The sequence below is a fragment of the Legionella resiliens genome, assembly GCF_021344005.1.
Classification (GTDB): domain Bacteria; phylum Pseudomonadota; class Gammaproteobacteria; order Legionellales; family Legionellaceae; genus Legionella; species Legionella resiliens.
In genome coordinates, this window is the sequence record NZ_JAJTND010000004.1 from 573633 (window position 1) to 592787 (window position 19155).

The following is a 19155-nucleotide window of genomic DNA, read 5'->3' on the forward strand; positions in this document are numbered from 1 at the left end:
CTATGTGGTATTTAGCAGGTAAACCCCTATCAAGTCGTTTGCTCTTGGGAACAGCAGGTTATCCATCACTTGAGGTAATGACACATGCCGTTCGGGCTTCTAAAGCCAACGTGATTACTGTGTCATTAAAAAGACAAATGCCTGGTGAATCTGGCACAGATTTGTTTTGGCAAACCATTCAATCTTTAGATTGTTATTTACTTCCCAATACTGCGGGTTGCCGCGATGCACAAACAGCAATTACTACAGCTGAAATGGCACGTGAACTTTTTCAGACCTCATGGATTAAATTAGAAGTAATTGGTGATGATTACAGCTTGCAGCCTGATCCCTTTGAATTGTTGCACGCGGCAACCGAATTGGTAAAACGAGGATTTGAAGTTTTCCCATACTGTACGGATGATTTGGTTTTATGCCAGCGTTTAATTGATTGTGGTTGTCGGATTTTGATGCCTTGGGCAGCTCCTATAGGTTCGGGAAAAGGAGTGCTCAATCCCTTTGCTTTGGAAACTTTACGCAAACGATTACCAGATGTCACATTGATTGTCGATGCCGGGATTGGCAAGCCATCTCATGCGACACGTATTTTAGAGTTAGGTTTTGATGCAGTACTGTTGAATAGCGCAGTTGCTGCAGCAACTCATCCTATAATTATGGCTGAAGCCTTTTCACATGCAGTCATGGCAGGACGAGGTGCTTTTGAAGCAGGCCTTATGCCTGAGCGAATTACAGCACAATCGTGTACCCCCCTGATCGATACACCATTTTGGCATCAAGAGTCTGCATTATGAGCACTGTCTGGACCAATAGTGACAATGAAGCGTTTAGACGAACTGTCCGAGGGTTGGGCCTTGAACTTCAATCACAGCAATTTGATGAAGATGTTCAACCAGGTGCTATTAAAATTAATGGGGAAATTTCTTCTGAGGATTTTCAGCTTCTCAATCATTATTCCGGTCCAGTGGTTTTCGATGTTACTTTATCTTTAGCCCAGCATAGTGTCGAAAAGAGTTTAAGCGAGGCAGGGTTTTCTTTTGCAGATGTTTTGGTACTGAATACGCTTGAGGCGGAATTTATTTTAAAACGAAAGATTAGGACGCATCAATCCATGCAAGAAGGTGCTCATGAATTATTAACCCTTGGCGCGCAAAGTGTTTTTATCTTGGGAGAACATTTACGGGATTCTTCATGGGGGCATGATTATTGGACAAATGGTGCCGCTTCATTTTGGCTGACTCAAAATCGTTTTTCTGATACAGAATACACAGAACTCCGCTCCATTCTCTCAGCAGCAATTACCGCGTCATTGGCTCTTGGTCATTTGCTTGAAGATGCACTCATCATCGCAAAAATGTACGTACATCGAGCAGTTCGTCGAGCAAACGCCGGCGTGTATTATGGTGGTTTTCCGGAAGAGGAACTGGATTTACCTTACCTTTCCTCCAAACCAGTGTACGAAATACCCACTTCATTTAAGCCATGCCATCGATTAGGCCTTTATCCCGTGGTTGATCGTTTCAGCTGGGTTGAAATGCTGTTGAATCTTGGAGTTAAAACCATTCAATTGCGTATTAAAGAAAAAACAAAGACACTTGAAGAGGAGATGCGGCGAAGTATTGCCTTGGCGAAAAAGCATCATGCCACTTTATTTATTAATGATTACTGGGAAATGGCTTTAGAGTTGAATGCAGAAGCAGTACATTTAGGTCAATCTGATTTGGATACGGCGGATATTGAGGCAATTAGAAAACAAGGACTTCTACTGGGAGTGAGTACCCATTGTTACTACGAAGTCGCACGAGCACATGCTCTTTGTCCCTCATATATTGCCATTGGTCCTATTTTTCCGACTACGAGCAAAGAAATGCCTTTTACAGCGCAAGGTATTGCGTCCCTACAACGCTGGAAACGAACTTTAAATTATCCTTTGGTTGCAATAGGTGGAATTAATATTGAGCGCATGCCTGATGTGGTTGCTACAGGGGTTCACGGTATAGCCCTTATTTCGGCAATTACAAAAGCCACAGATCCAAACCAGGCAACCCTAAAGCTTTTGAGTTTAACAGTAGAATGAGTGCCTAAATATGTCTGGTTCATCCGAATTAAAACGTTACGCACAGCAAACCATATTAGAGGAAATCGGTATTCATGGACAAGAAAAATTGCAAAAAGCGCGTGTATTGTGTGTGGGCGCGGGAGGAATTGGTGCAGCTTTGCTTCCTTATCTTGCAGGTGCTGGAGTAGGAACTATCGGCATTATAGATGACGATCTTATTGAAGAAAGTAATTTGCACCGACAAATACTTTATCAAGAAAAGGAAATCCACCAATCAAAAGCAGCTATTGCAAAGTTAAGATTACAGGCTTTGAATTCAAAAATTAACGTACAGTCTTATGAGTTTCGATTAAACGCTGAGAATGCTGAGGAAATTATTGCCAAATATGATCTTGTTGCTGATTGCTCAGATAATTTTTATACCCGCTATCTGACTCACGAAGTGTGTTTTAACCTGGAAAAACCTTATATTTATGCCAGTGCTTATCAATTTAAAGGGCATTGTTCATTATTTTATGGTAAACAAAATCCCTGTTTACAATGCTTGTTCCCAGCGATTCCTAATACGATTGTAAATTGTCAGAATGGTGGTGTTTTAGGAACTCTTCCTGGATTGTTAGGCATTCTTCAGGCAACCGAAATTATCAAATGGATTACTCATAGTGGGGTTTCCTTGTTGAATCGTTTACTTTGTATCGATTTTCTAACCATGGAAATGAAAAATATTCATTTGGTTAAAAATGAAGAATGTCAATTTTGCGTTTACGGTAAAACCATTGTGGAAAAAGAGTTTGCTCCATGTGCATTGCCCACAGAGATACAATTTTCTACCGTATCATCACTAACTTTGCCCAGATTCCTGCAAGAAAATCCTGGAGTATTATTGTTGGATGTTAGAACAGTTGCGGAGCATAATATGAAAAATTTAGGTGGGAAATTAATTCCACTGGTTGAATTACCCACCCGTATAAATGAACTGGACCCTTCACAACCTATCTTGATTTATTGTCAGTCAGGTCAAAGAAGCAAACAGGCTTTCAGAATTTTACAGCAAGCGGGGTTTTCTGTTTTGTATCATTTGGAAAATGGAGTTCAGTCTTTATTCGATAAATAGTTGAGATAAAAAGAGGAGCTAAGAGCAAAGTATGGATCATTGTAAGTGAACGCGACCGAAAAGATACTTGCAAAATGATACAATTAAAATTTTCTCAATCGCTGCGATTCACTCACTTTTTTTCCTTTTTATTCATTATTCAGATTAAAATTTTTGATCACTTCCCCTGTATATTTGTATTTTATTGTAGATATTTCTTTCTCTATGGTTAAATTAACTTTATATATTGCATCATTAATCGCTTCAGTCATAAGCAAACACGTTTTAGTTCTGTTGTCCATCTCAGAATAGCCAGGATCAAAGGAAAGTCCCAAAATCTGATGCTTTCCATCTACTTCTGCTTTAGCATATCCTCCACTGGAAATTCCTTGAACAACCAATGATTCTAATTCTTCCAGTTTTGCAGCAATTTCTGCTTCCATTTGAATTCCTTTCACCCTAATTGTTTTCAATGTGTCTGCTCCAAGAGCTTTCAAAATATTTTCATCTACTGTAAAAGTACGTGCTGATTTCATTATTCTATCTCCAATATAGGTGTGATTTTACTCTGTTGAATTACCTAACTTGATTGTATTTGCCCTTTCTGATTTTAGAGCCTCTCCTAAACCATGCTCTTGTAAGATCTGAGGTATACTCGAAGTCAATTGCACGGATACCACCGAATTATTGCTAACACCTCGGCCAAAATTATCGAGAGCACGTTTTGCAAGTACCTCAGCAACCGCTTGCAGGTCTTCTTTATCTACAGCTCCTCCTCTTTCGTGGAGTATTTTAATAATTTCTGCGGTTGCATAAGTGGAAGCTGAATAGCAATTGGATGAATAAAGATCACAATGTTGTGGATCACAAATAGTCTTGTTCGTTCTTTCGATTACTTCTTTTATTTCCTGACCAGTGAGTACTACAAATTTCGAATCGGGTAAGTCCTTCTCACTAATTTTTCTTAATCCAATTGAGGAATGATAAAAGGGTGATTTTTGTGTAATATCCGCAAAGCCTTGTTTACGCGCAAAGCCCACTTCAAATAAATCGTCGTCTTTGATCGTACTTAAGTCATCACTTAACATCTTCTCTGGTGGAACACGTACACAAGCTGCCCCTTCTTCTTTTGAAAACAGCTCTACTTTAAAATCACTGCGTTCAAATAAGTCATAATGTTTTTCATTATCTAACTGAGTTCCCATGCCTTTAATCCACAAAGAGGTAGCATTTATTTTGTCATGTAAATGTCCTTTAGGTGTTTTTTCAGTATCTCGCACATAACCAGGACTTTGCCTACCAAAAATGAGCCAGTTCTTTTCCTGGGCATCAATAATTGCAGGGGTGATTTCTGGTACCGTTTGCATTTTCTTCATTTTTTGCTGAAGACTTTGGTACTCTACTGTCTGTTGAGTAAGATATAAAGCACCAGCCCCCATTGTGGCTGCACCAAGATATTTAGCACCTCGTAAAAACATTATTAGCTCCTAGGTCCCAATTGTAAGCACATGGGTTTATTATAGACTAAAATGTATTTAATTAGATCATTATATATTCGTTGACGATAACTTACTCCTGTGTAAATATAATTAAATAAAATACAGTCTGTTTTGAATTGACATACAAGGGAGTTGCAAGATGTTTACAAAATTACTGAGGAGTCATTTTTCATCCAATTCGGCGAGACCCTCACTGAGTAGATTCGCTATATTTGCGACCAGAAATCAGCCTAACGGATTGTTGATTGGAAGCAATCTACAAAGAACAATTGATGTGGAAAAATCAGTTTCACTCGAGCCAGAGCCCATAGATCCCGAAAAAATGCGCCCGTTGGAGGATTCATCCAAAGAAGATCAATATGAATTAATGTTTGCAACCAAGCCAGGACTTCCAATCCCTCATCTCCCCATCAGCCATTCTGCTATTGCTTTAAAGAATTGGAAGGATGGTTCTTTTTCCGTATACGGACGTCAAAGTCCCTGGGATTTTTCAAAATGGTTGCGAGATGGAGTAACTTTTCATACGCAAAAAGATAATGAAAAGAAATACTTGAGCAAAGGATATAATTTTATTGGTTATCCCACTGGGGTAACTTTTAGTCAGGTGGAAATCAATAAATTTCTTGATTCAGCGGATAGACTTATCAATCAAAATCAAATGTGCAATATGTATCGCTCCAATTGCTATTCCTATTCAACGACAGCATTAAGCTTTGCTATTGAAACCTTATTAGAGCGTCCACACTTTAATTCTAAAGATGTCAGTGGAGTAATCACTGTTTTAGAGCAACATCCATTACAGGACCATTTTTCTATTGGTGTTCAAAACAATCCAGTTGTGGTTGATAAGCTCAGGTCAGTCCTGTCCTCAGTTCAAAATAGAATTACGCTGTTAAAAACCCCTTCAAAGACAGATAAACAGTTGGCCGGTCAAATCGACACGCTACTTGCCAGGCTTGGAAATGAAAGTCGGGAAGAAAGCACGTACAGTATAGGTGGTTTTATCTAATCGCAAAAGAATGAAAAGCAAAAATATTCTTGAGCCCTCAATAGAATCTTTTCTGAACCATTTAAAATTCTATTTACCTTCGTATTGGGTTTAATAGTCTATATTGCGGTTTTTGAGATAAGTCTAATTCCTGAGCGTTTTTTCTGTTGATGAATATCCAGTGCTCAGATAGGTATCGTAAATAAAAGAACAAACGCGAGCTTAAAATTGTCCAATAAATCTCTTTTTTGAACTGTTCTTAAAAATTGTAGTGCAAAATAGGAACTAATATTATGAAAAACTGTTTTAATTTCCGCTTTGATTCATTTACCTTAAGAGCAATTCACTATATGATGTCACGCGATTATCAATCGTAGATTAAAGGAGACAGTATGAGTTTTTTTATTAGCGATGCTCTGGCTGGAGCGGGGACAGCAGCGCCTCAAGCAGATGGATCTTTTTCGCTCATTATGATCGCCGCTATTTTTGTGTTGTTCTACTTTATGCTGATTAGACCTCAAAACAAAAGAGCAAAAGAACACCGCGAATTAATAAACCGTTTAAAGAAGGGCGATGAGATTATTACCTCAGGCGGTATGTTAGCTAAAGTAGTGAGTCTGGACGATCAATATATTAAGGTCAGTCTTGCAGAAGGCGTAGAAATTAATTTACAAAAAAGTGCAGTAAGTACTGTATTGCCCAAAGGCACTATAAAATCGCTTTAAGAGAGCATAGGGACACGGAAATGCAAAATAAATATCCTCTGTGGAAAAACCTAATGCTGATTATTATTGCGGTTGTTGGGTTTATTTACGCTATACCTAATTTATATACAGAAAACCCTGTAGTACAGATTTCATCTGAGACCCCTGTGGATTATGATGAATTAAAAAATCAGGTAGAAAGTATCTTAAAAAAAGATAACCTGCCTTTTAAATCGCTCATCGCTCAAAATGAAGGGGTTGAGGTTGTTTTTTCATCAACTGACTCTCAGTTATTAGCTCGCGATACCATCAAAAATGCTTTGGGTTCTCAATATACTGTGGCTCTGAATTTAGCTCCATCTACACCACGTTGGTTGGATGCAATTCATGCTGCTCCAATGAAACAAGGTCTGGACTTACGAGGCGGAGTGCATTTTCTGTTAGAAGTTGATGTAGACAGCGTCATTAGCCGTCGTTATGAAGGGATAATGAAGAATATTAGCCAAGAGTTACGTGAGCTTGGTATTCGTTATACAGGTATTCGGTATATAGCAGACAAAGGTGTTAATTTACGCTTCCGTGATAGTGAGTCCATGGAAAATGCTTATTTGGGCTTAAAGGAAAAAATTCCTGATCTCATTTTGGTAAAAAACAAAACAGGCAATGAAATTCTAGCATCGATTTCACCTGTCGAGTTAAACAAGACACGCCAAAATACGATTGAGCAAACAATGAGTATTTTACGTAACAGGGTTAATGAGTTGGGTGTTGGTGAAGCAGTTGTGCAACAACAGGGGGCAACCCGCGTTGCGGTTGATTTACCTGGCATTCAAGATGCGGCACGTGCCAAGCAAATTCTTGGCGGAACTGCGACTTTACAATTCTATCTCGTAGATCAGGATAATGATCCGCAAATCGCGAAACAAACAGGCGCTATTCCTGTCAATGATAAATTACTCATGATGGATGGCCGTCCTATTCTGTTAAAGAGACAAGTCGTGTTGAGTGGGGATTCAATTACCTCAGCAGTTTCTAGTTATGATCAGCAAACAGCTACTCCCGCGGTGCAAATACAACTTGGTGGGGGCGGTGAAAGTCTGTTTACTAAAGTTACGCGTGAGAATATCGGTAAACGTATGGCCATTGTTTATGTTGAAACAAAAAACACCCTACAAACTGTAAACGGAGAAGAAAAAAGAGTCACTCATAGAGAGGAGCGTGTTATTAGTGCGCCAGTTATCCAAAATGCTTTGGGAAATAATTTTCAGATTACTGGTCTCACTGACAGTAAAGAAGCGAGTAATTTGGCTTTGTTGCTTAGAGCCGGAGCTTTGCCTGCTGCGATTTATCCAATAGAAGAGCGCACAGTAGGTCCAACTTTAGGTAAAGAAAATATCCGTAGAGGTCTTATTTCTTTGCAAGTTGGTATGGGCATGATTCTAGTCCTGATGTTGGTTTATTACCGGTTTTTTGGACTCATCGCTAATATTGCTCTGTTGCTTAACCTCCTTTTGCTCGGTGCTTTATTGTCTATGATAGATGCAACGCTGACTCTTCCGGGTATCGCCGGAATTGTATTGACGGTAGGTATGGCTGTAGATGCTAACGTACTGATTTATGAGCGAATTCGAGAGGAATTGCGGAATGGATTATCACCTCAAGCGGCAATTAGTGCAGGATATGATCGTGCATTTTCTACAATTCTTGATGCGAATGTGACTACGTTAATTGTAGCAATTATTTTGTTTGCTGTGGGTACAGGACCAGTACGTGGATTTGCAGTAACGCTTTCTTTGGGGTTATTAACCTCTATGCTCACAGGTATCACTTACACCCGAGGAATTGTAAATTGGTATTATGGTGGCAGGGTTGTTAAGAAACTGTCTATTGGTATTTAAGGCGAGGCTCAGATGGAATTTTTTAATCCAAATTCAAATGTGGACTTTATGGGGGCTCGCCGCTGGACGGCGACGTTCTCCATATTAATTTTTGTGCTTTCTATAGGCGCTTTAATGATTCATGGCTTGAAGTGGGGGCTTGATTTTACTGGTGGAACTCAAATTGAAGTTTCTTATGTTTCTGCTGCAGATTTACCTTCGATAAGGGAAAGTCTGAATAAGGCAGGGTTTAAAGAAGCTCAGGTTGTGAGTTACGGTACTTCTAAGGATGTATTAATTAGTATCGCTCCCAGAGAAGATAAAGAGCAAGCTCGTCTGGTTGATCAAGTTATGAGTGCTCTACCAGGGGCTGTTAAGCAAAGAGTTGATTTTGTTGGGCCGCAAGTAGGGCAAGAATTAGCAACCAAAGGAGCCTTGGCTGTTCTCGTTTCTTTGTTAGCGACAATGATTTATATTGCCATGCGTTTTGAGTACCGGCTTGCAGTGAGTTCTGCTGTCGCCCTGATCCATGACCCTGTATTGATATTGGGCATTTTTGCTTTTTTCGGCATTGAATTTGATTTGAAAGCACTTGCAGGTTTGTTGGCAGTTATTGGTTATTCTCTAAATGATACCATCGTGGTATTTGATAGGGTACGCGAGAATTTTATTAAGGTTCGTCGTTCGAGTCCTATCGAAATTATGAATATTTCGATTAACCAAACATTATCACGTACCATCATGACTTCTGTGCTCACACTTTTTGTAGTAGTTGCGCTTTTTATCTATGGAGGCGAAGCCATACGCGGATTTTCTCTGGCGTTGATCATTGGTATTGTAATCGGTACTTATTCTTCAATTTATGTTGCTGGGGCTTTAGCTGTAGCAATGGGACTTGATAAAAAAGACTTTATGCCTAGCCAGCGCAAAGAAGTTGATAGTCGTCCTTAATAAGTAGCCTGCTCTGTAATCTGGATGCGGCATCTCTACTTCAACGTCCCTGGCTTGTCCGCGGGGCGTAGGACGGGAGTGATCAAACGACTGGGCAGTACCCAAACTACTCGTGGCAATTACCAATAAATGCATGCATTCAATTTTGAGTCAGAGTGTAATCCTGAGTAGGCAGCCCAGCTTTTACTTATACCAGTGAAAATGATGATTCCGAGGCTACTTCATCATCATTTTTCTGAGTTTCTTCTTTTTTCTCTGGCTCTTGTTGTATTTCGGTTGAATCCTGTGTTTTAGCACGAGCAGCTAATTGTTTCTTTAATTCCTCAATCACTTCAGGGGGAATCTGTACCGGTTTTTCAGAATCTTTTATTTCTTCTCCTTCAATACGAATTTCACCTGATTCAGTTATTTCAAGAATTTTTTTGGTATACCCTTGGGGTAATGCATTCTCCGGGACTAACTGAATGGGGATACCCGAAACTATTGTAGCTCCATCAACAATTCGTATCCCATCAATTGCGGCAAGTTGTGATGGTTTACTGTAATAACGACTTATTAGAGAACAAATAGACCAAAGTAAATTATATGCGGCGTCAAAGGGAAGGCCTACCCCTATCCCGATGCCTTGTCCCAGATATCCTCCCGCTGTGCTCATAATATGGGCTAAGCTGATAGTACAAAAAGAAGTGAGAAGTTTTGTCGCAATCACTGGTGCCAAGAGAGCAACTCCGGTTGGTCCGGCGGGACTAAAAACTAATAAAGTACTTCCAACCAGTGCTGTTAATTGAACGCGGGGAGAGATTGCGGTGGTCGAATTGGTTATTCCCTCCGCCACTACGACACCTACAGTAGCTCCTGCATATGCCAAAGCGGTGCCGAAGAAGGGTTGGGTGATTGAAATTACAGGGAAATTTGTGTATTGATCTTTAGGTGGTTCTTTGGCACGAGTCATTTCTTTTAAAAAATCTGTGAATTCTTTCCATTCTTTCTCTGTAAAAGGCTTGAGCCCATCTTTTTCCAGGACTATATTAGCATGTTCAAGAGCATGTGGTGTTTTAACGAGTCGATCTGCCGTCAAGTAACAGGCTTCTTTATCTTCATCATCCAGATAATTAATAACAGTAATTCCAAAATAGTCTTCTGTTAAGCGATAAAGTGTGGAGTTTCGTTTTGAACTTCTAATTTGTGATTGCACGTACAAGCATGCAGCGAGCATAAATCGAGATGCGATCATCTTGGCTTGACGTTGAGCTGGAGTTTTGATGTCTTCTTCGTTAACCAAATGTACTTTAAGTATTGCCCTTACTTTTTCAAGGAATGAAATTTGCTTTTCCCTACTGGCTACATCAGTTCCTCCAAAAAAAATCGGTGTACCTATCATTGACGGTTTTTCGCTCAAATCAATTTTCTTTTCTGCTTCATAATCTTTACGTAAATTGTCAAATTTTGCGATACATCCTGGCGCAAGAATAAAGTGCATGATATCCCCCTTCCATTGGCATATTTTTTTGTGTGATACACGTGTAATTCCTTTTGCATATTTTATCTTACTTCGTAATTGTATAAATGCAATGTTATTTGATTATTTTTTACTAAATTGCTTCAATATATTGAACGTTTTTATTTTATTTAGTAATTAACATGTTGAAATGATGCATTTTTTCAGGATTATGATACTTTTAGCTTAATGACAAAGAGTTATTAGGAAACTCACTATAATGAGAGAAGTGCGGGGAGACGCGGAGCGCAGAGCCAGAGTGTGCACGCCAGTACATGAGGATACGAGCACCGCATCGACGAAGCAATTGTTTCTCTGTAATAGAGTTTCAAAGAGGTTTATTGTACGTTGTGGGTGCAAGTAGGGTACTTGGGCGATGCGAAGCATAATCCAAGCAACGAGCAGATGAAGGATATATTCGGAGTCCTGCTTACTTCTCCCAGACTGTATTTTTACAGGAACAGAGAAGGTGATTGAATTGATAAATGATATGAAAAAAGTGAGTTTCATGGAAAGGCTGAAACATTTATTTCTGCTTCTTCGTGTGTCCCACTGGGCCAAAGCAGTCTTTGTGATGCTGGGTTTTTGTTACACACCCATTCCTGGATATTTTATACCTGCTTTACTTGCATCTTTGGCTTTTTGCCTTATTTCAAGCGCGGTTTATATTTATAACGATATTGAAGACCGAATTGAAGACAGTTTGCATCCTCACAAACGACATAGGCCGCTGGCGAGTGGAAAAGTTTCTCTAGCCGAAGCGATTTTTATGTTGTTTTTATTGCTGCTTACGGGGCTTACTTTGGGATGGTTGATCTCTAAGAAACTGGCGATTATTCTCTGTATTTATTTAGTAATTAATATTGCTTATAACCATCTTTTCAAACTGATTCCCATCATCGATGTACTTTGTATCGCTGCAGGATTTATGCTGCGTGTGTTAGCGGGTACTTTGGGAATTGGCTTACCCATTTCCGCCTGGTTAATTATTGCAGTAACTTTGCTGAGTCTTTTTATCGCTTTGAACAAACGACAAATGGAAATGCAATTAGGCTTAAAGCATGCGACACGTAAGGTATTGAAGAAATATAATCCTTTGCTACTTCATTGGCTGATTGTATCCATAGGTCTTGCCAGTTTCATTACTTACCTTTTTTACATTGTTTATGTTCGAGATGAATCGTTTTATTTTATATTAACTGTACCTTTCGCAGCAATTGCATTGTGGCGTTTTGCCTGGCTAGCACGGCAAAATATTGAAAACGATGATCCGGTTATTGTTTTTTTGAGTGATCAATTGTCACGAATTAATCTTTGGTGTTTTGTGATTTTGACCTTTATGGCTTTAGCTCAATGAAAGTTGGGGTGCGTTGGTATGACAGCATCCTGATTTTATTGTTTTTTTATTTATTTGTTCTTCAGATACAAGCGATTTGGCCATTTACTATCGATGATATGTACATCTCCTTGCGATATGCGAAACATTGGGCGGCTGGAATGGGTATCGTTTGGAATGTGCATGCTCCTCCTGTGGAAGGATATTCCAATTTTAGCTTTGTCGCACTGGCTGCTTTAACCATTCTATTAAAAGGTAACCCAGTCATTGTCTTAAAAATGGCTGGATTAGTAGGGCTGTTTTTTACATGTTACTTCGTTTATTTAATTAGCCGATTTTGGTTTACCAGACGCGAATCACTTCTTCCTTGTCTCGCATTATTATTTTATAAAGGACAAATTATATGGGCAACTAGTGGCTTGGAAACCACTGTATACGAATCACTTGTATGTGGCGCTGTATATTGTTGCTTTAGAGGCATGGGGTACAATCTTTTTCCTGATTCACGTCAAGGAGCTGTGAATTCTTATTTCGTAGGTGCTGGGATTTTTCTTGCTTTAGCGGGAATGACAAGACCAGAAGCTCCTGCGTTAATGATTCTCTTTTTTATTTTGATTTGTTGGGATAGGCCTATAAAAGAAATACAACGCTATTGGCATGGAGTTATTCTTTTTTTGTGTTCCTTAGTGCTGTTCTATGGGCCTTATTTTTTTTGGCGTCTCATCTATTTTGGGTATTTTTTTCCTAATTCGGTTTATTGCAAAGGAATATCTGGGGAGCTTACTTTTTCTTTGGATGCCCATTACCTTAAATTAATTTGGCCTTTAGCATTTTTAGCTGTACCTGCCTGTGTTAAGTCCAAAGATAAACGACATTATTTTTTATGGTTACCCAGTCTTATCTACCTAATCATGTTAATCGATTCAGATCCCGTTGTAGCTTTTGATAATCGACTTTTTTTGCCTGCTTTTGCTTTATTTCTTCCGCTGCTCGTACAAAGTACTCGTGTGATAGTGCACTTTTTTAGGAAAAAAATAGACTTTATTTTTGCAGTGTTGTTTTATTCAAGTTTCTTTGTAATTTTGTTTCTTTTTATTCCAGCAATGCGTTTGACAGATTATCATTATTTTAGTCAAAATCCGGTTAAAGGCGAACAATTGCGCGGCAAGGTAGTCGATTGGTTAAACCGTCATGCTTCGGCTGGAGATTGGGTTGTTTTAGCGGACAGCGGGTTAATTCCTTATGCTAGCAACCTGAACTATATTGATTCATACTGTTTAAATAATTTGGCGATGGCCCATTATCCTGCAAAACACCGGTATGAGCAATTTTGTAAGGAAGTTTTGCGCAAAAAGCCAGCAATTATCATTTTAACTTCGCTTATTAAACAAGACGAAGTAATATATACACCGAGTGATGTTTGTTTAAAAACTGAGTTGAGCAAATATTTTAATTACAAATTAAGTAAAACTTATGTAAGTATTAGCCCTGACGCGATTTATCGCTATGAAATATATGAAAGCTCCTCTATTTCTTCACCAGAAGAGATAAATTTAGATTAGGGTTTACCATGGTTGTAGTGATTTTTTGGTGAGATACTATTCAACATAGTGTACTATCTCACGATAATAAGATAATAAAAATGAGTAAAGGATGAGCTTTGTATGAGACATAAAATGTCAGTGTTGTTGCAAAAAATACATAAAAAAACCCCCGTTTTTCTGTGTGACATTTTTGCTATTCCTGCTGCGTGGTATACAGCGCATTGGTTGCGTTATAACATGCAACCCTTTCCTAAAATATTGATTTCGTCGCATTCCATTATGGCATTGGGTTTGCTAACAGTGATTCAAGTATTTTGCTATTTTTATTTCAAGACATACCGTGGATTGTGGCGCTTTTTTTCATTAAACGATGTAGTTCGAATTGTAAAAGCCACCCTGACTACTACAGTGTTGGGAATTTCCGTTTTATATGTCACTTCAATGCTGCATGAACTTCCTCGTTCTGTATTTCCATTATATTGCATGATCTTAACTACTATTCTTTGCAGCTTCAGGTTGTTGAGGAGGATTTATTGGGATAAGCGATCCAGAGGCAATAAATCAACTGAAATTAAACGTGTGCTTATTATTGGTGCAGGTATGGCTGGCGAGGGACTTGCTCGTGATTTAAAACGTTCCAATCGATATAAGCCTGTAGGTTTTATTGATGATAATTTAGCAAAACGTGGCTTAGAAGTTCATGGGATCCCAGTTCTCGGAACCTCCAGCCAAATTACTGAACGTGTTCATAAGTATAAGATTGATTTGATTTTTATCGCGATTCCTTCAGCAAGTTCTTCAGTAATGCGACGAATTGTAACCTGTTGTGAGGAAAGCCAAACGCCTTTCAGCACACTTCCTAGCCTTAATGCTTTAGCTTCAGGAAGAGTCGAGGTAAATGCATTAAGACCTGTCAATATAGAAGATTTGTTAGGCCGAGATCAGGTTAATTTACAATGGGACCGACTATCGGCAGGTCTTGCAGGCAAAAGAGTATTGGTTACGGGTGGGGGAGGCTCAATCGGATCTGAGCTATGCCGTCAAATTTTAGCCCTTAAACCCAAGAGTTTGGCTATAGTTGAAAACAGTGAATTTAATTTGTATCAAATAGAGCTCGAACTGAAGCAAAATTTTCCAAATATTCCTTTAGAGCTTAAGTTGATCAGTGTTACTGATGAAGTAGCAATTAATCATTTATTTACGAATTTCTTACCTGAAATAGTATTTCATGCTGCAGCGTATAAGCATGTCCCTCTTTTGCAAAATCAAATACGTGTTGCTGTGATGAACAACGTACTGGGCACTCAGATTGTTGCAAAGGCTAGTGTCGCGGTTAATGTTGAAAAATTTATTTTAATTTCTACTGATAAAGCCGTAAATCCGACCAATATAATGGGAACTACCAAACGGGTTGCTGAGATTTATTGTCAGAATTTGAATGGAAGATCTAGAACACAATTCATTACGGTTCGTTTTGGAAATGTTTTAGGTTCGGCAGGAAGCGTTGTTCCGTTATTTCAAAAACAATTACAAAGCGGGGGCCCAATCAAGGTGACTCATCCTGATATGCAACGGTATTTTATGACGATACCTGAAGCATCCCAGTTAATTTTGCAAGCCATGGTTAATGGAAAAGGCGGAGAAATTTTTGTTTTGGATATGGGTGAACCTGTTAAAATCAGCTATTTGGCTGAACAAATGATTCGTCTGGCTGGGAAAGAACCCGGGAAAGATATAATGATTGAATACACCGGATTACGCCCAGGAGAGAAATTATTTGAAGAGTTGTTCCATGAGTCGGAGCAATTGGCTTCAACAGAGCATGAAAAATTATTCAAGGCAAAAGTCCGTGAGCTTAACTGGGACGAATTAATCCAAACAATGCGTTTATTAAATACAGCATGTGAAGAAAATCAGGCTGATGAGTTATTTATTCTATTGAAGAGTTTGGTGCCTGAATTAAATACGACCAGCGTGATACCAGTAGTCTAATCTACTGTTGCTGTGTTTTATTGAAAAGAGGTTTTAAAATGATTATTTCTTACGATGATTTTGCTAAAGTTGAATTACGTTCGGGCACTGTTGTTAAGGTTGAAGAATTTCCTCGCACTAAGAAACCTGCATATAAAGTTTGGGTGGATTTTGGTAATGATTTAGGCATCTTACAAACCTCTGCTCAAATTACTGTGCATTATACTCCTGAAAGTTTAATAGGACGTTCCGTAGTAGGATGTGTCAATTTGGGTGAAAAAAATATCGCGGGTTTTACTTCTCAATTTTTGCTGGTTGGATTCTCTGATGAGAATGGAGCCATAAGTCTAATAACTACCGATCCTAAAGTCCCTAATGGACAAAAATTGCATTAAATAGACTGTAACGCGTAGCCTGGGTGCAGAGTAGCCGGATTTTAAAAGAAATCGAATTCTGCTCGTTGCCTAAGCTACAATACCAAAGGTCATAGTCATACTACGTCCTGCGGCTTGTCCGCGGGATCCAGTACTGTGTTCGGCACGTAGCGGGAATCCTGTGTTTCGCTGCAGCGTTCACTAAGCTACATAAACTTCACATATTAAACTGGGGGGAAAAGGTCCTGAAACTTAACTCGAGATTTCAGATGTAATGCTTTTTTCCTTTTCTTCGATAAATCAAAAAGCTTATAGACAATTATAGGCACAATAAAGCTAACCATCCCTATATAAAAAGCAAGTTTATAGGTAGGATCTTTATTCAGCACCAGGAAAAACAAGGCAAAACACATAAGTACGATTGCAAGGATTCCTGTATAAGGAGAATAAGGCGTAACATAGCGAAGATTGGCTGTTGTATATCCAGCTTGATATAATCTGCTTCTAAAACGAATTTGTGATGTACATAAGGATATCCAAGCCAGGGTTCCAGTAAATCCAGATACTAGAAGCAGGGCGATATAAAGTTGGGTTTGTCCGAAAAAGTAACCCACCCCTAAAAGAATCCAGATGGTAATCAAGGTTGCAATGATTGCATTTTGAGGTACCGAGTTGCTATTGAATTTGGAAAAAGTGTGTGGCGCCATACCATCGCGTGCTAATGCATTAAGTGCACGAACCGTTCCATAAAATCCTGAGTTAGCACAAGATAAAGTAGCGCTTAGGGTCACGAAACTGGTTACCGCGCCTGCCCATTTAAGATTGTAATAGTTTAAGGCATCGGCAAATACAGAATTGGATAAACCGGCTTTTTGCCATGGGAAAATTAGTACCAGGCAAAATACGGGAATGATGTAGATAAAAAGAATTCTTAAAGTTACATTTCGAATTGCGTGGGGAATCATTCGCGCGGGGTTTTCAGATTCTCCAGCAGCAAGACCAATGATTTCAGATCCCTGATAGTTTACCAGCAAAAGAACCATCGCTGTTAACAGGGACATTACTCCATTAGGAAGAAGTCCTCCATCGTCTAAAATGTATCTGGAGCCAATAATTCCACTGGATTCTGGGCCATGGATTAGACCAAAGAAAATTAAAATAGCTAAAATTACAAAGCCTAATAAAGCCAAAATCTTAATCAAAGCCAGCCAAAATTCGATTTCACCAAATGTATCTACTTTAGCTAGGTTAATGTAGGTAATAAGTAAACCAAAGCAAACAGCCCATATATAACCATTTACTCCCGTAAACATTTCCATGATTATCCCGCCCGCAACGCATTCCGCGGGGATATACGCTACCCAACTAATCCAATAAGACCATCCTACGCCACAGGCAACAGATGGAGATATAAAATCAGCGGTATACGTTACAAAAGAGCCCGAAATGGGGATAGCGACAGCAAGCTCGCCCATGCAAAGCATGGTTAGGAAAATGATCAACCCACCTAGTATATAGGCTAGAAAAACAGCAGGGCCAACCAGGTTGATTACTTCACCTGTGCCTAAAAAATAACCTGAGCCGATAATTCCCCCCAAGGCAATAAGTTGCACATGGCGGTCCTTTAATCTTCGACTATAACCACTGTCTTTTACAGGTTTATCTGTTTCCATCTTACTCTTTTTCACGGGCTGTTTGTTTCTCACAGGTTGCCATAATTTTGGGTGACGCTATGTTATATTCATCTTTAATAATTTAAAACTAAATTTTTCCTATTTATACTAATTTTTTTAAAAAACTGATATAAAAAATTAACCAGCAGGACATTATAAATCATTTTTTATCTAATTGAACTTTTTTTTGCTAGATTAATGAAAATTATTACAGGGAAAACCTCAGTTTGAGGCTTATTGAGAGATTAAATCAATAAAAAAGATTATAATCATTGGTTTTTCTGTGAAAAAAATTAATTATCTATTTTTCTTCTGAGATTGATTAATAACCACAAGCAGTTGCATCATCATTTAACTTAAGTATACTTTTCAATACGCCGCTGTAGCTCAGTCGGTAGAGCAGTTGATTCGTAATCAGAAGGTCCGCAGTTCGATTCTGCGCAGCGGCATAGTAAAATCAATGAGTTATGAAAATTTTATGATGTATTTGGTTTTTGTGTCGCAGATGTGTCGCAATTATATCTGACATTTTTTCTTTTTAAGTGTGTATTGGTAAAATAAATTGATTTCCAGTTTTTAGACTATCATTAAGCTATGCACTAATCTGAGCTCATTACTCCACAAGGTCAGCTATGACAATTCCTAATTACTATCTACGTAGAAATTTAAAGAAGTTAATTGGCAAAGATAAGTATCATTTGTATCATTGGTGTTCTCTGAAGCGTGCGCAAAGCATTATAAACGATGGATACTTGCTTTCTAAAGCGATGCTTTTTGGATTACACTTTCACAGTAATATAAGCTTAGTTAATTCTCTTAAGCCTCATGATGTAAAATCGGAAGCTAAAAATGGGTTTTTAGATTGCGTATTTCTTGGCAATACAGATTGGTCTGAAACTGACGGGAAATCATTTTATGGGGAAGTTGGGTTCGTTTTAAGGCCAGAGAAAATATTACCAACGAGGGAGTTTTTTGTGTATGGATTTAATACTGGAAGATTCTTTCATATTAAACCTGATATAGAAAAATCATGTGATTTAAGCATTTTAATGGATGCACTTGAAAAAAAACATACTAGATATGAGATACTGGTACGTAGACGTGTTAAAGTTAATGAATCTAATATAAGTAATATTTTATGTCCCACCAGCTTGGTTGAAAATCTTTCAACATCTATATCTGCAAAACATTTGAATATTCCTATCACACCAATAAGAGATTCCATTATGAATGATGAGACTATTGAAATCACCGATCCCGTGGATGAAAATAAAAATAAAATTATTTTAACTCATAAAGATTTTATAAGAAAATCTGATACATATTTTGTAAAAACTAAATTTTCTAACTGTGTTTTAGAACTACATAGGAACATGAGTGATGAACTTATAGAAGTGGAAACGCAAGCTGTTATTGGCAAGGTAATATCAAAAAATCCCTCTCCAGACCAAACTGACCATTTAATTAAGAAGTTGAGATAACTTAATTTTTTTATTAAAGATATGTCCTGCGGAGACAAGCTAGGTTTTGGGTATTACAGATAGCATGTACAGCAAATTAATATAAAGAATTAAGTTAATACAGTTGTATA

Annotated in this window: 16 protein-coding genes and 1 tRNA gene; 13 read left to right on the plus strand and 4 right to left on the minus strand. The window is 38.4% G+C overall.

The annotated features are described in order from the left end of the window. Window positions 1-2: 2 nt before the first annotated feature. Genes LXO92_RS07980 through LXO92_RS07990 form a run of 3 tightly spaced genes read left to right on the plus strand, consistent with a single transcriptional unit; the run spans window position 3 to window position 3170 of the window. Window positions 3-791, plus strand: coding sequence for a thiazole synthase (locus tag LXO92_RS07980; protein ID WP_182352134.1), 789 nt, complete (start codon window positions 3-5; stop codon window positions 789-791). Continuing rightward, window positions 788-2074 carry a thiamine phosphate synthase gene (thiE, locus tag LXO92_RS07985; RefSeq protein ID WP_182352135.1) on the plus strand — a complete coding sequence of 429 codons (1287 nt, stop codon included), beginning with the start codon at window positions 788-790 and terminating at the stop codon, window positions 2072-2074. Before LXO92_RS07980 ends, thiE begins: the two co-directional genes overlap by 4 nt. A gap of 10 nt (window positions 2075-2084) precedes the next feature. Continuing rightward, the gene (locus tag LXO92_RS07990; protein WP_232890740.1) at window positions 2085-3170 is read left to right on the plus strand and encodes a HesA/MoeB/ThiF family protein; all 1086 of its coding nucleotides are present in this window, start codon (window positions 2085-2087) and stop codon (window positions 3168-3170) included. A 128-nt stretch (window positions 3171-3298) separates the two neighbouring features. On the opposite strand, the gene LXO92_RS07995 is transcribed toward LXO92_RS07990, so the two are convergent. Together LXO92_RS07995 and LXO92_RS08000 are read right to left on the minus strand one after the other, a co-directional pair. Further along, window positions 3299-3685, minus strand: coding sequence for a YbaB/EbfC family nucleoid-associated protein (locus LXO92_RS07995; RefSeq protein ID WP_182352137.1), 387 nt, complete (start codon window positions 3683-3685; stop codon window positions 3299-3301). A 27-nt stretch (window positions 3686-3712) separates the two neighbouring features. Continuing rightward, window positions 3713-4627, minus strand: a complete 915-nt coding sequence (locus tag LXO92_RS08000; protein WP_232890741.1) for a hypothetical protein — start codon at window positions 4625-4627, stop codon at window positions 3713-3715. Window positions 4628-4787: 160 nt separating this feature from the next. Between LXO92_RS08000 and LXO92_RS08005 the strand changes: the two genes are divergently transcribed. From LXO92_RS08005 to secF, 4 genes are all read left to right on the plus strand, one after another. After that, complete coding sequence (locus tag LXO92_RS08005; protein WP_232890742.1) at window positions 4788-5657, plus strand: hypothetical protein; 870 nt, start codon at window positions 4788-4790, stop codon at window positions 5655-5657. 371 nt (window positions 5658-6028) lie between these two features. Beyond that, a complete protein-coding gene (yajC, locus tag LXO92_RS08010) occupies window positions 6029-6361 on the plus strand; it encodes a preprotein translocase subunit YajC (RefSeq protein ID WP_182352139.1) in 333 nt (110 codons plus the stop codon). Between the two features lie 20 nt (window positions 6362-6381). Continuing rightward, a complete protein-coding gene (secD, locus tag LXO92_RS08015) occupies window positions 6382-8238 on the plus strand; it encodes a protein translocase subunit SecD (RefSeq protein WP_182352140.1) in 1857 nt (618 codons plus the stop codon). Window positions 8239-8250: 12 nt separating this feature from the next. Beyond that, window positions 8251-9168 (plus strand): protein translocase subunit SecF, encoded by a 918-nt coding sequence (gene secF / locus LXO92_RS08020; RefSeq protein WP_182352141.1) that lies wholly within the window; start codon window positions 8251-8253, stop codon window positions 9166-9168. Between the two features lie 187 nt (window positions 9169-9355). Here secF and LXO92_RS08025 read toward each other — a convergent pair whose 3' ends face one another. After that, a complete protein-coding gene (locus tag LXO92_RS08025) occupies window positions 9356-10648 on the minus strand; it encodes a hypothetical protein (protein ID WP_182352142.1) in 1293 nt (430 codons plus the stop codon). Between the two features lie 487 nt (window positions 10649-11135). Here LXO92_RS08025 and LXO92_RS08030 point away from each other — a divergent pair, with 487 nt between their 5' ends. From LXO92_RS08030 to LXO92_RS08045, 4 genes are all read left to right on the plus strand, one after another. Then, complete coding sequence (locus LXO92_RS08030) at window positions 11136-12023, plus strand: decaprenyl-phosphate phosphoribosyltransferase (RefSeq protein ID WP_182352143.1); 888 nt, start codon at window positions 11136-11138, stop codon at window positions 12021-12023. Further along, a complete protein-coding gene (locus tag LXO92_RS08035; RefSeq protein ID WP_182352144.1) occupies window positions 12020-13564 on the plus strand; it encodes an ArnT family glycosyltransferase in 1545 nt (514 codons plus the stop codon). Before LXO92_RS08030 ends, LXO92_RS08035 begins: the two co-directional genes overlap by 4 nt. A 102-nt stretch (window positions 13565-13666) precedes the next feature. Then, a complete protein-coding gene (locus LXO92_RS08040) occupies window positions 13667-15538 on the plus strand; it encodes a polysaccharide biosynthesis protein (protein ID WP_182352145.1) in 1872 nt (623 codons plus the stop codon). Window positions 15539-15576: 38 nt separating this feature from the next. Continuing rightward, a complete protein-coding gene (locus LXO92_RS08045) occupies window positions 15577-15912 on the plus strand; it encodes a tRNA-binding protein (RefSeq protein ID WP_182352146.1) in 336 nt (111 codons plus the stop codon). A 203-nt stretch (window positions 15913-16115) separates the two neighbouring features. On the opposite strand, the gene LXO92_RS08050 is transcribed toward LXO92_RS08045, so the two are convergent. Beyond that, window positions 16116-17564, minus strand: coding sequence for an amino acid permease (locus LXO92_RS08050; RefSeq protein WP_182352147.1), 1449 nt, complete (start codon window positions 17562-17564; stop codon window positions 16116-16118). A 376-nt stretch (window positions 17565-17940) separates the two neighbouring features. Here LXO92_RS08050 and LXO92_RS08055 point away from each other — a divergent pair. Both LXO92_RS08055 and LXO92_RS08060 read left to right on the plus strand, forming a co-directional pair. After that, window positions 17941-18013: transfer RNA gene (locus tag LXO92_RS08055), tRNA-Thr, on the plus strand. Between the two features lie 183 nt (window positions 18014-18196). Next, entirely contained in the window at window positions 18197-19045 is an 849-nt protein-coding gene (locus LXO92_RS08060; RefSeq protein ID WP_232890743.1) for a hypothetical protein, read from the plus strand. Window positions 19046-19155: the final 110 nt, after the last annotated feature.

Bases quoted from the DNA above. Each gene is read 5' to 3' on its own strand.
- LXO92_RS07980 (WP_182352134.1), top strand. From the start codon at position 3: ATGTGGTATTTAGCAGGTAAACCCCTATCAAGTCGTTTGCTCTTGGGA.
- thiE (WP_182352135.1), top strand. From the start codon at position 788: ATGAGCACTGTCTGGACCAATAGTGACAATGAAGCGTTTAGACGAACT.
- LXO92_RS07990 (WP_232890740.1), top strand. From the start codon at position 2,085: ATGTCTGGTTCATCCGAATTAAAACGTTACGCACAGCAAACCATATTA.
- LXO92_RS07995 (WP_182352137.1), bottom strand. From the start codon at position 3,685: ATGAAATCAGCACGTACTTTTACAGTAGATGAAAATATTTTGAAAGCT.
- LXO92_RS08000 (WP_232890741.1), bottom strand. From the start codon at position 4,627: ATGTTTTTACGAGGTGCTAAATATCTTGGTGCAGCCACAATGGGGGCT.
- LXO92_RS08005 (WP_232890742.1), top strand. From the start codon at position 4,788: ATGTTTACAAAATTACTGAGGAGTCATTTTTCATCCAATTCGGCGAGA.
- yajC (WP_182352139.1), top strand. From the start codon at position 6,029: ATGAGTTTTTTTATTAGCGATGCTCTGGCTGGAGCGGGGACAGCAGCG.
- secD (WP_182352140.1), top strand. From the start codon at position 6,382: ATGCAAAATAAATATCCTCTGTGGAAAAACCTAATGCTGATTATTATT.
- secF (WP_182352141.1), top strand. From the start codon at position 8,251: ATGGAATTTTTTAATCCAAATTCAAATGTGGACTTTATGGGGGCTCGC.
- LXO92_RS08025 (WP_182352142.1), bottom strand. From the start codon at position 10,648: ATGCACTTTATTCTTGCGCCAGGATGTATCGCAAAATTTGACAATTTA.
- LXO92_RS08035 (WP_182352144.1), top strand. From the start codon at position 12,020: ATGAAAGTTGGGGTGCGTTGGTATGACAGCATCCTGATTTTATTGTTT.
- LXO92_RS08040 (WP_182352145.1), top strand. From the start codon at position 13,667: ATGAGACATAAAATGTCAGTGTTGTTGCAAAAAATACATAAAAAAACC.
- LXO92_RS08045 (WP_182352146.1), top strand. From the start codon at position 15,577: ATGATTATTTCTTACGATGATTTTGCTAAAGTTGAATTACGTTCGGGC.
- LXO92_RS08050 (WP_182352147.1), bottom strand. From the start codon at position 17,564: ATGGAAACAGATAAACCTGTAAAAGACAGTGGTTATAGTCGAAGATTA.
- LXO92_RS08060 (WP_232890743.1), top strand. From the start codon at position 18,197: ATGACAATTCCTAATTACTATCTACGTAGAAATTTAAAGAAGTTAATT.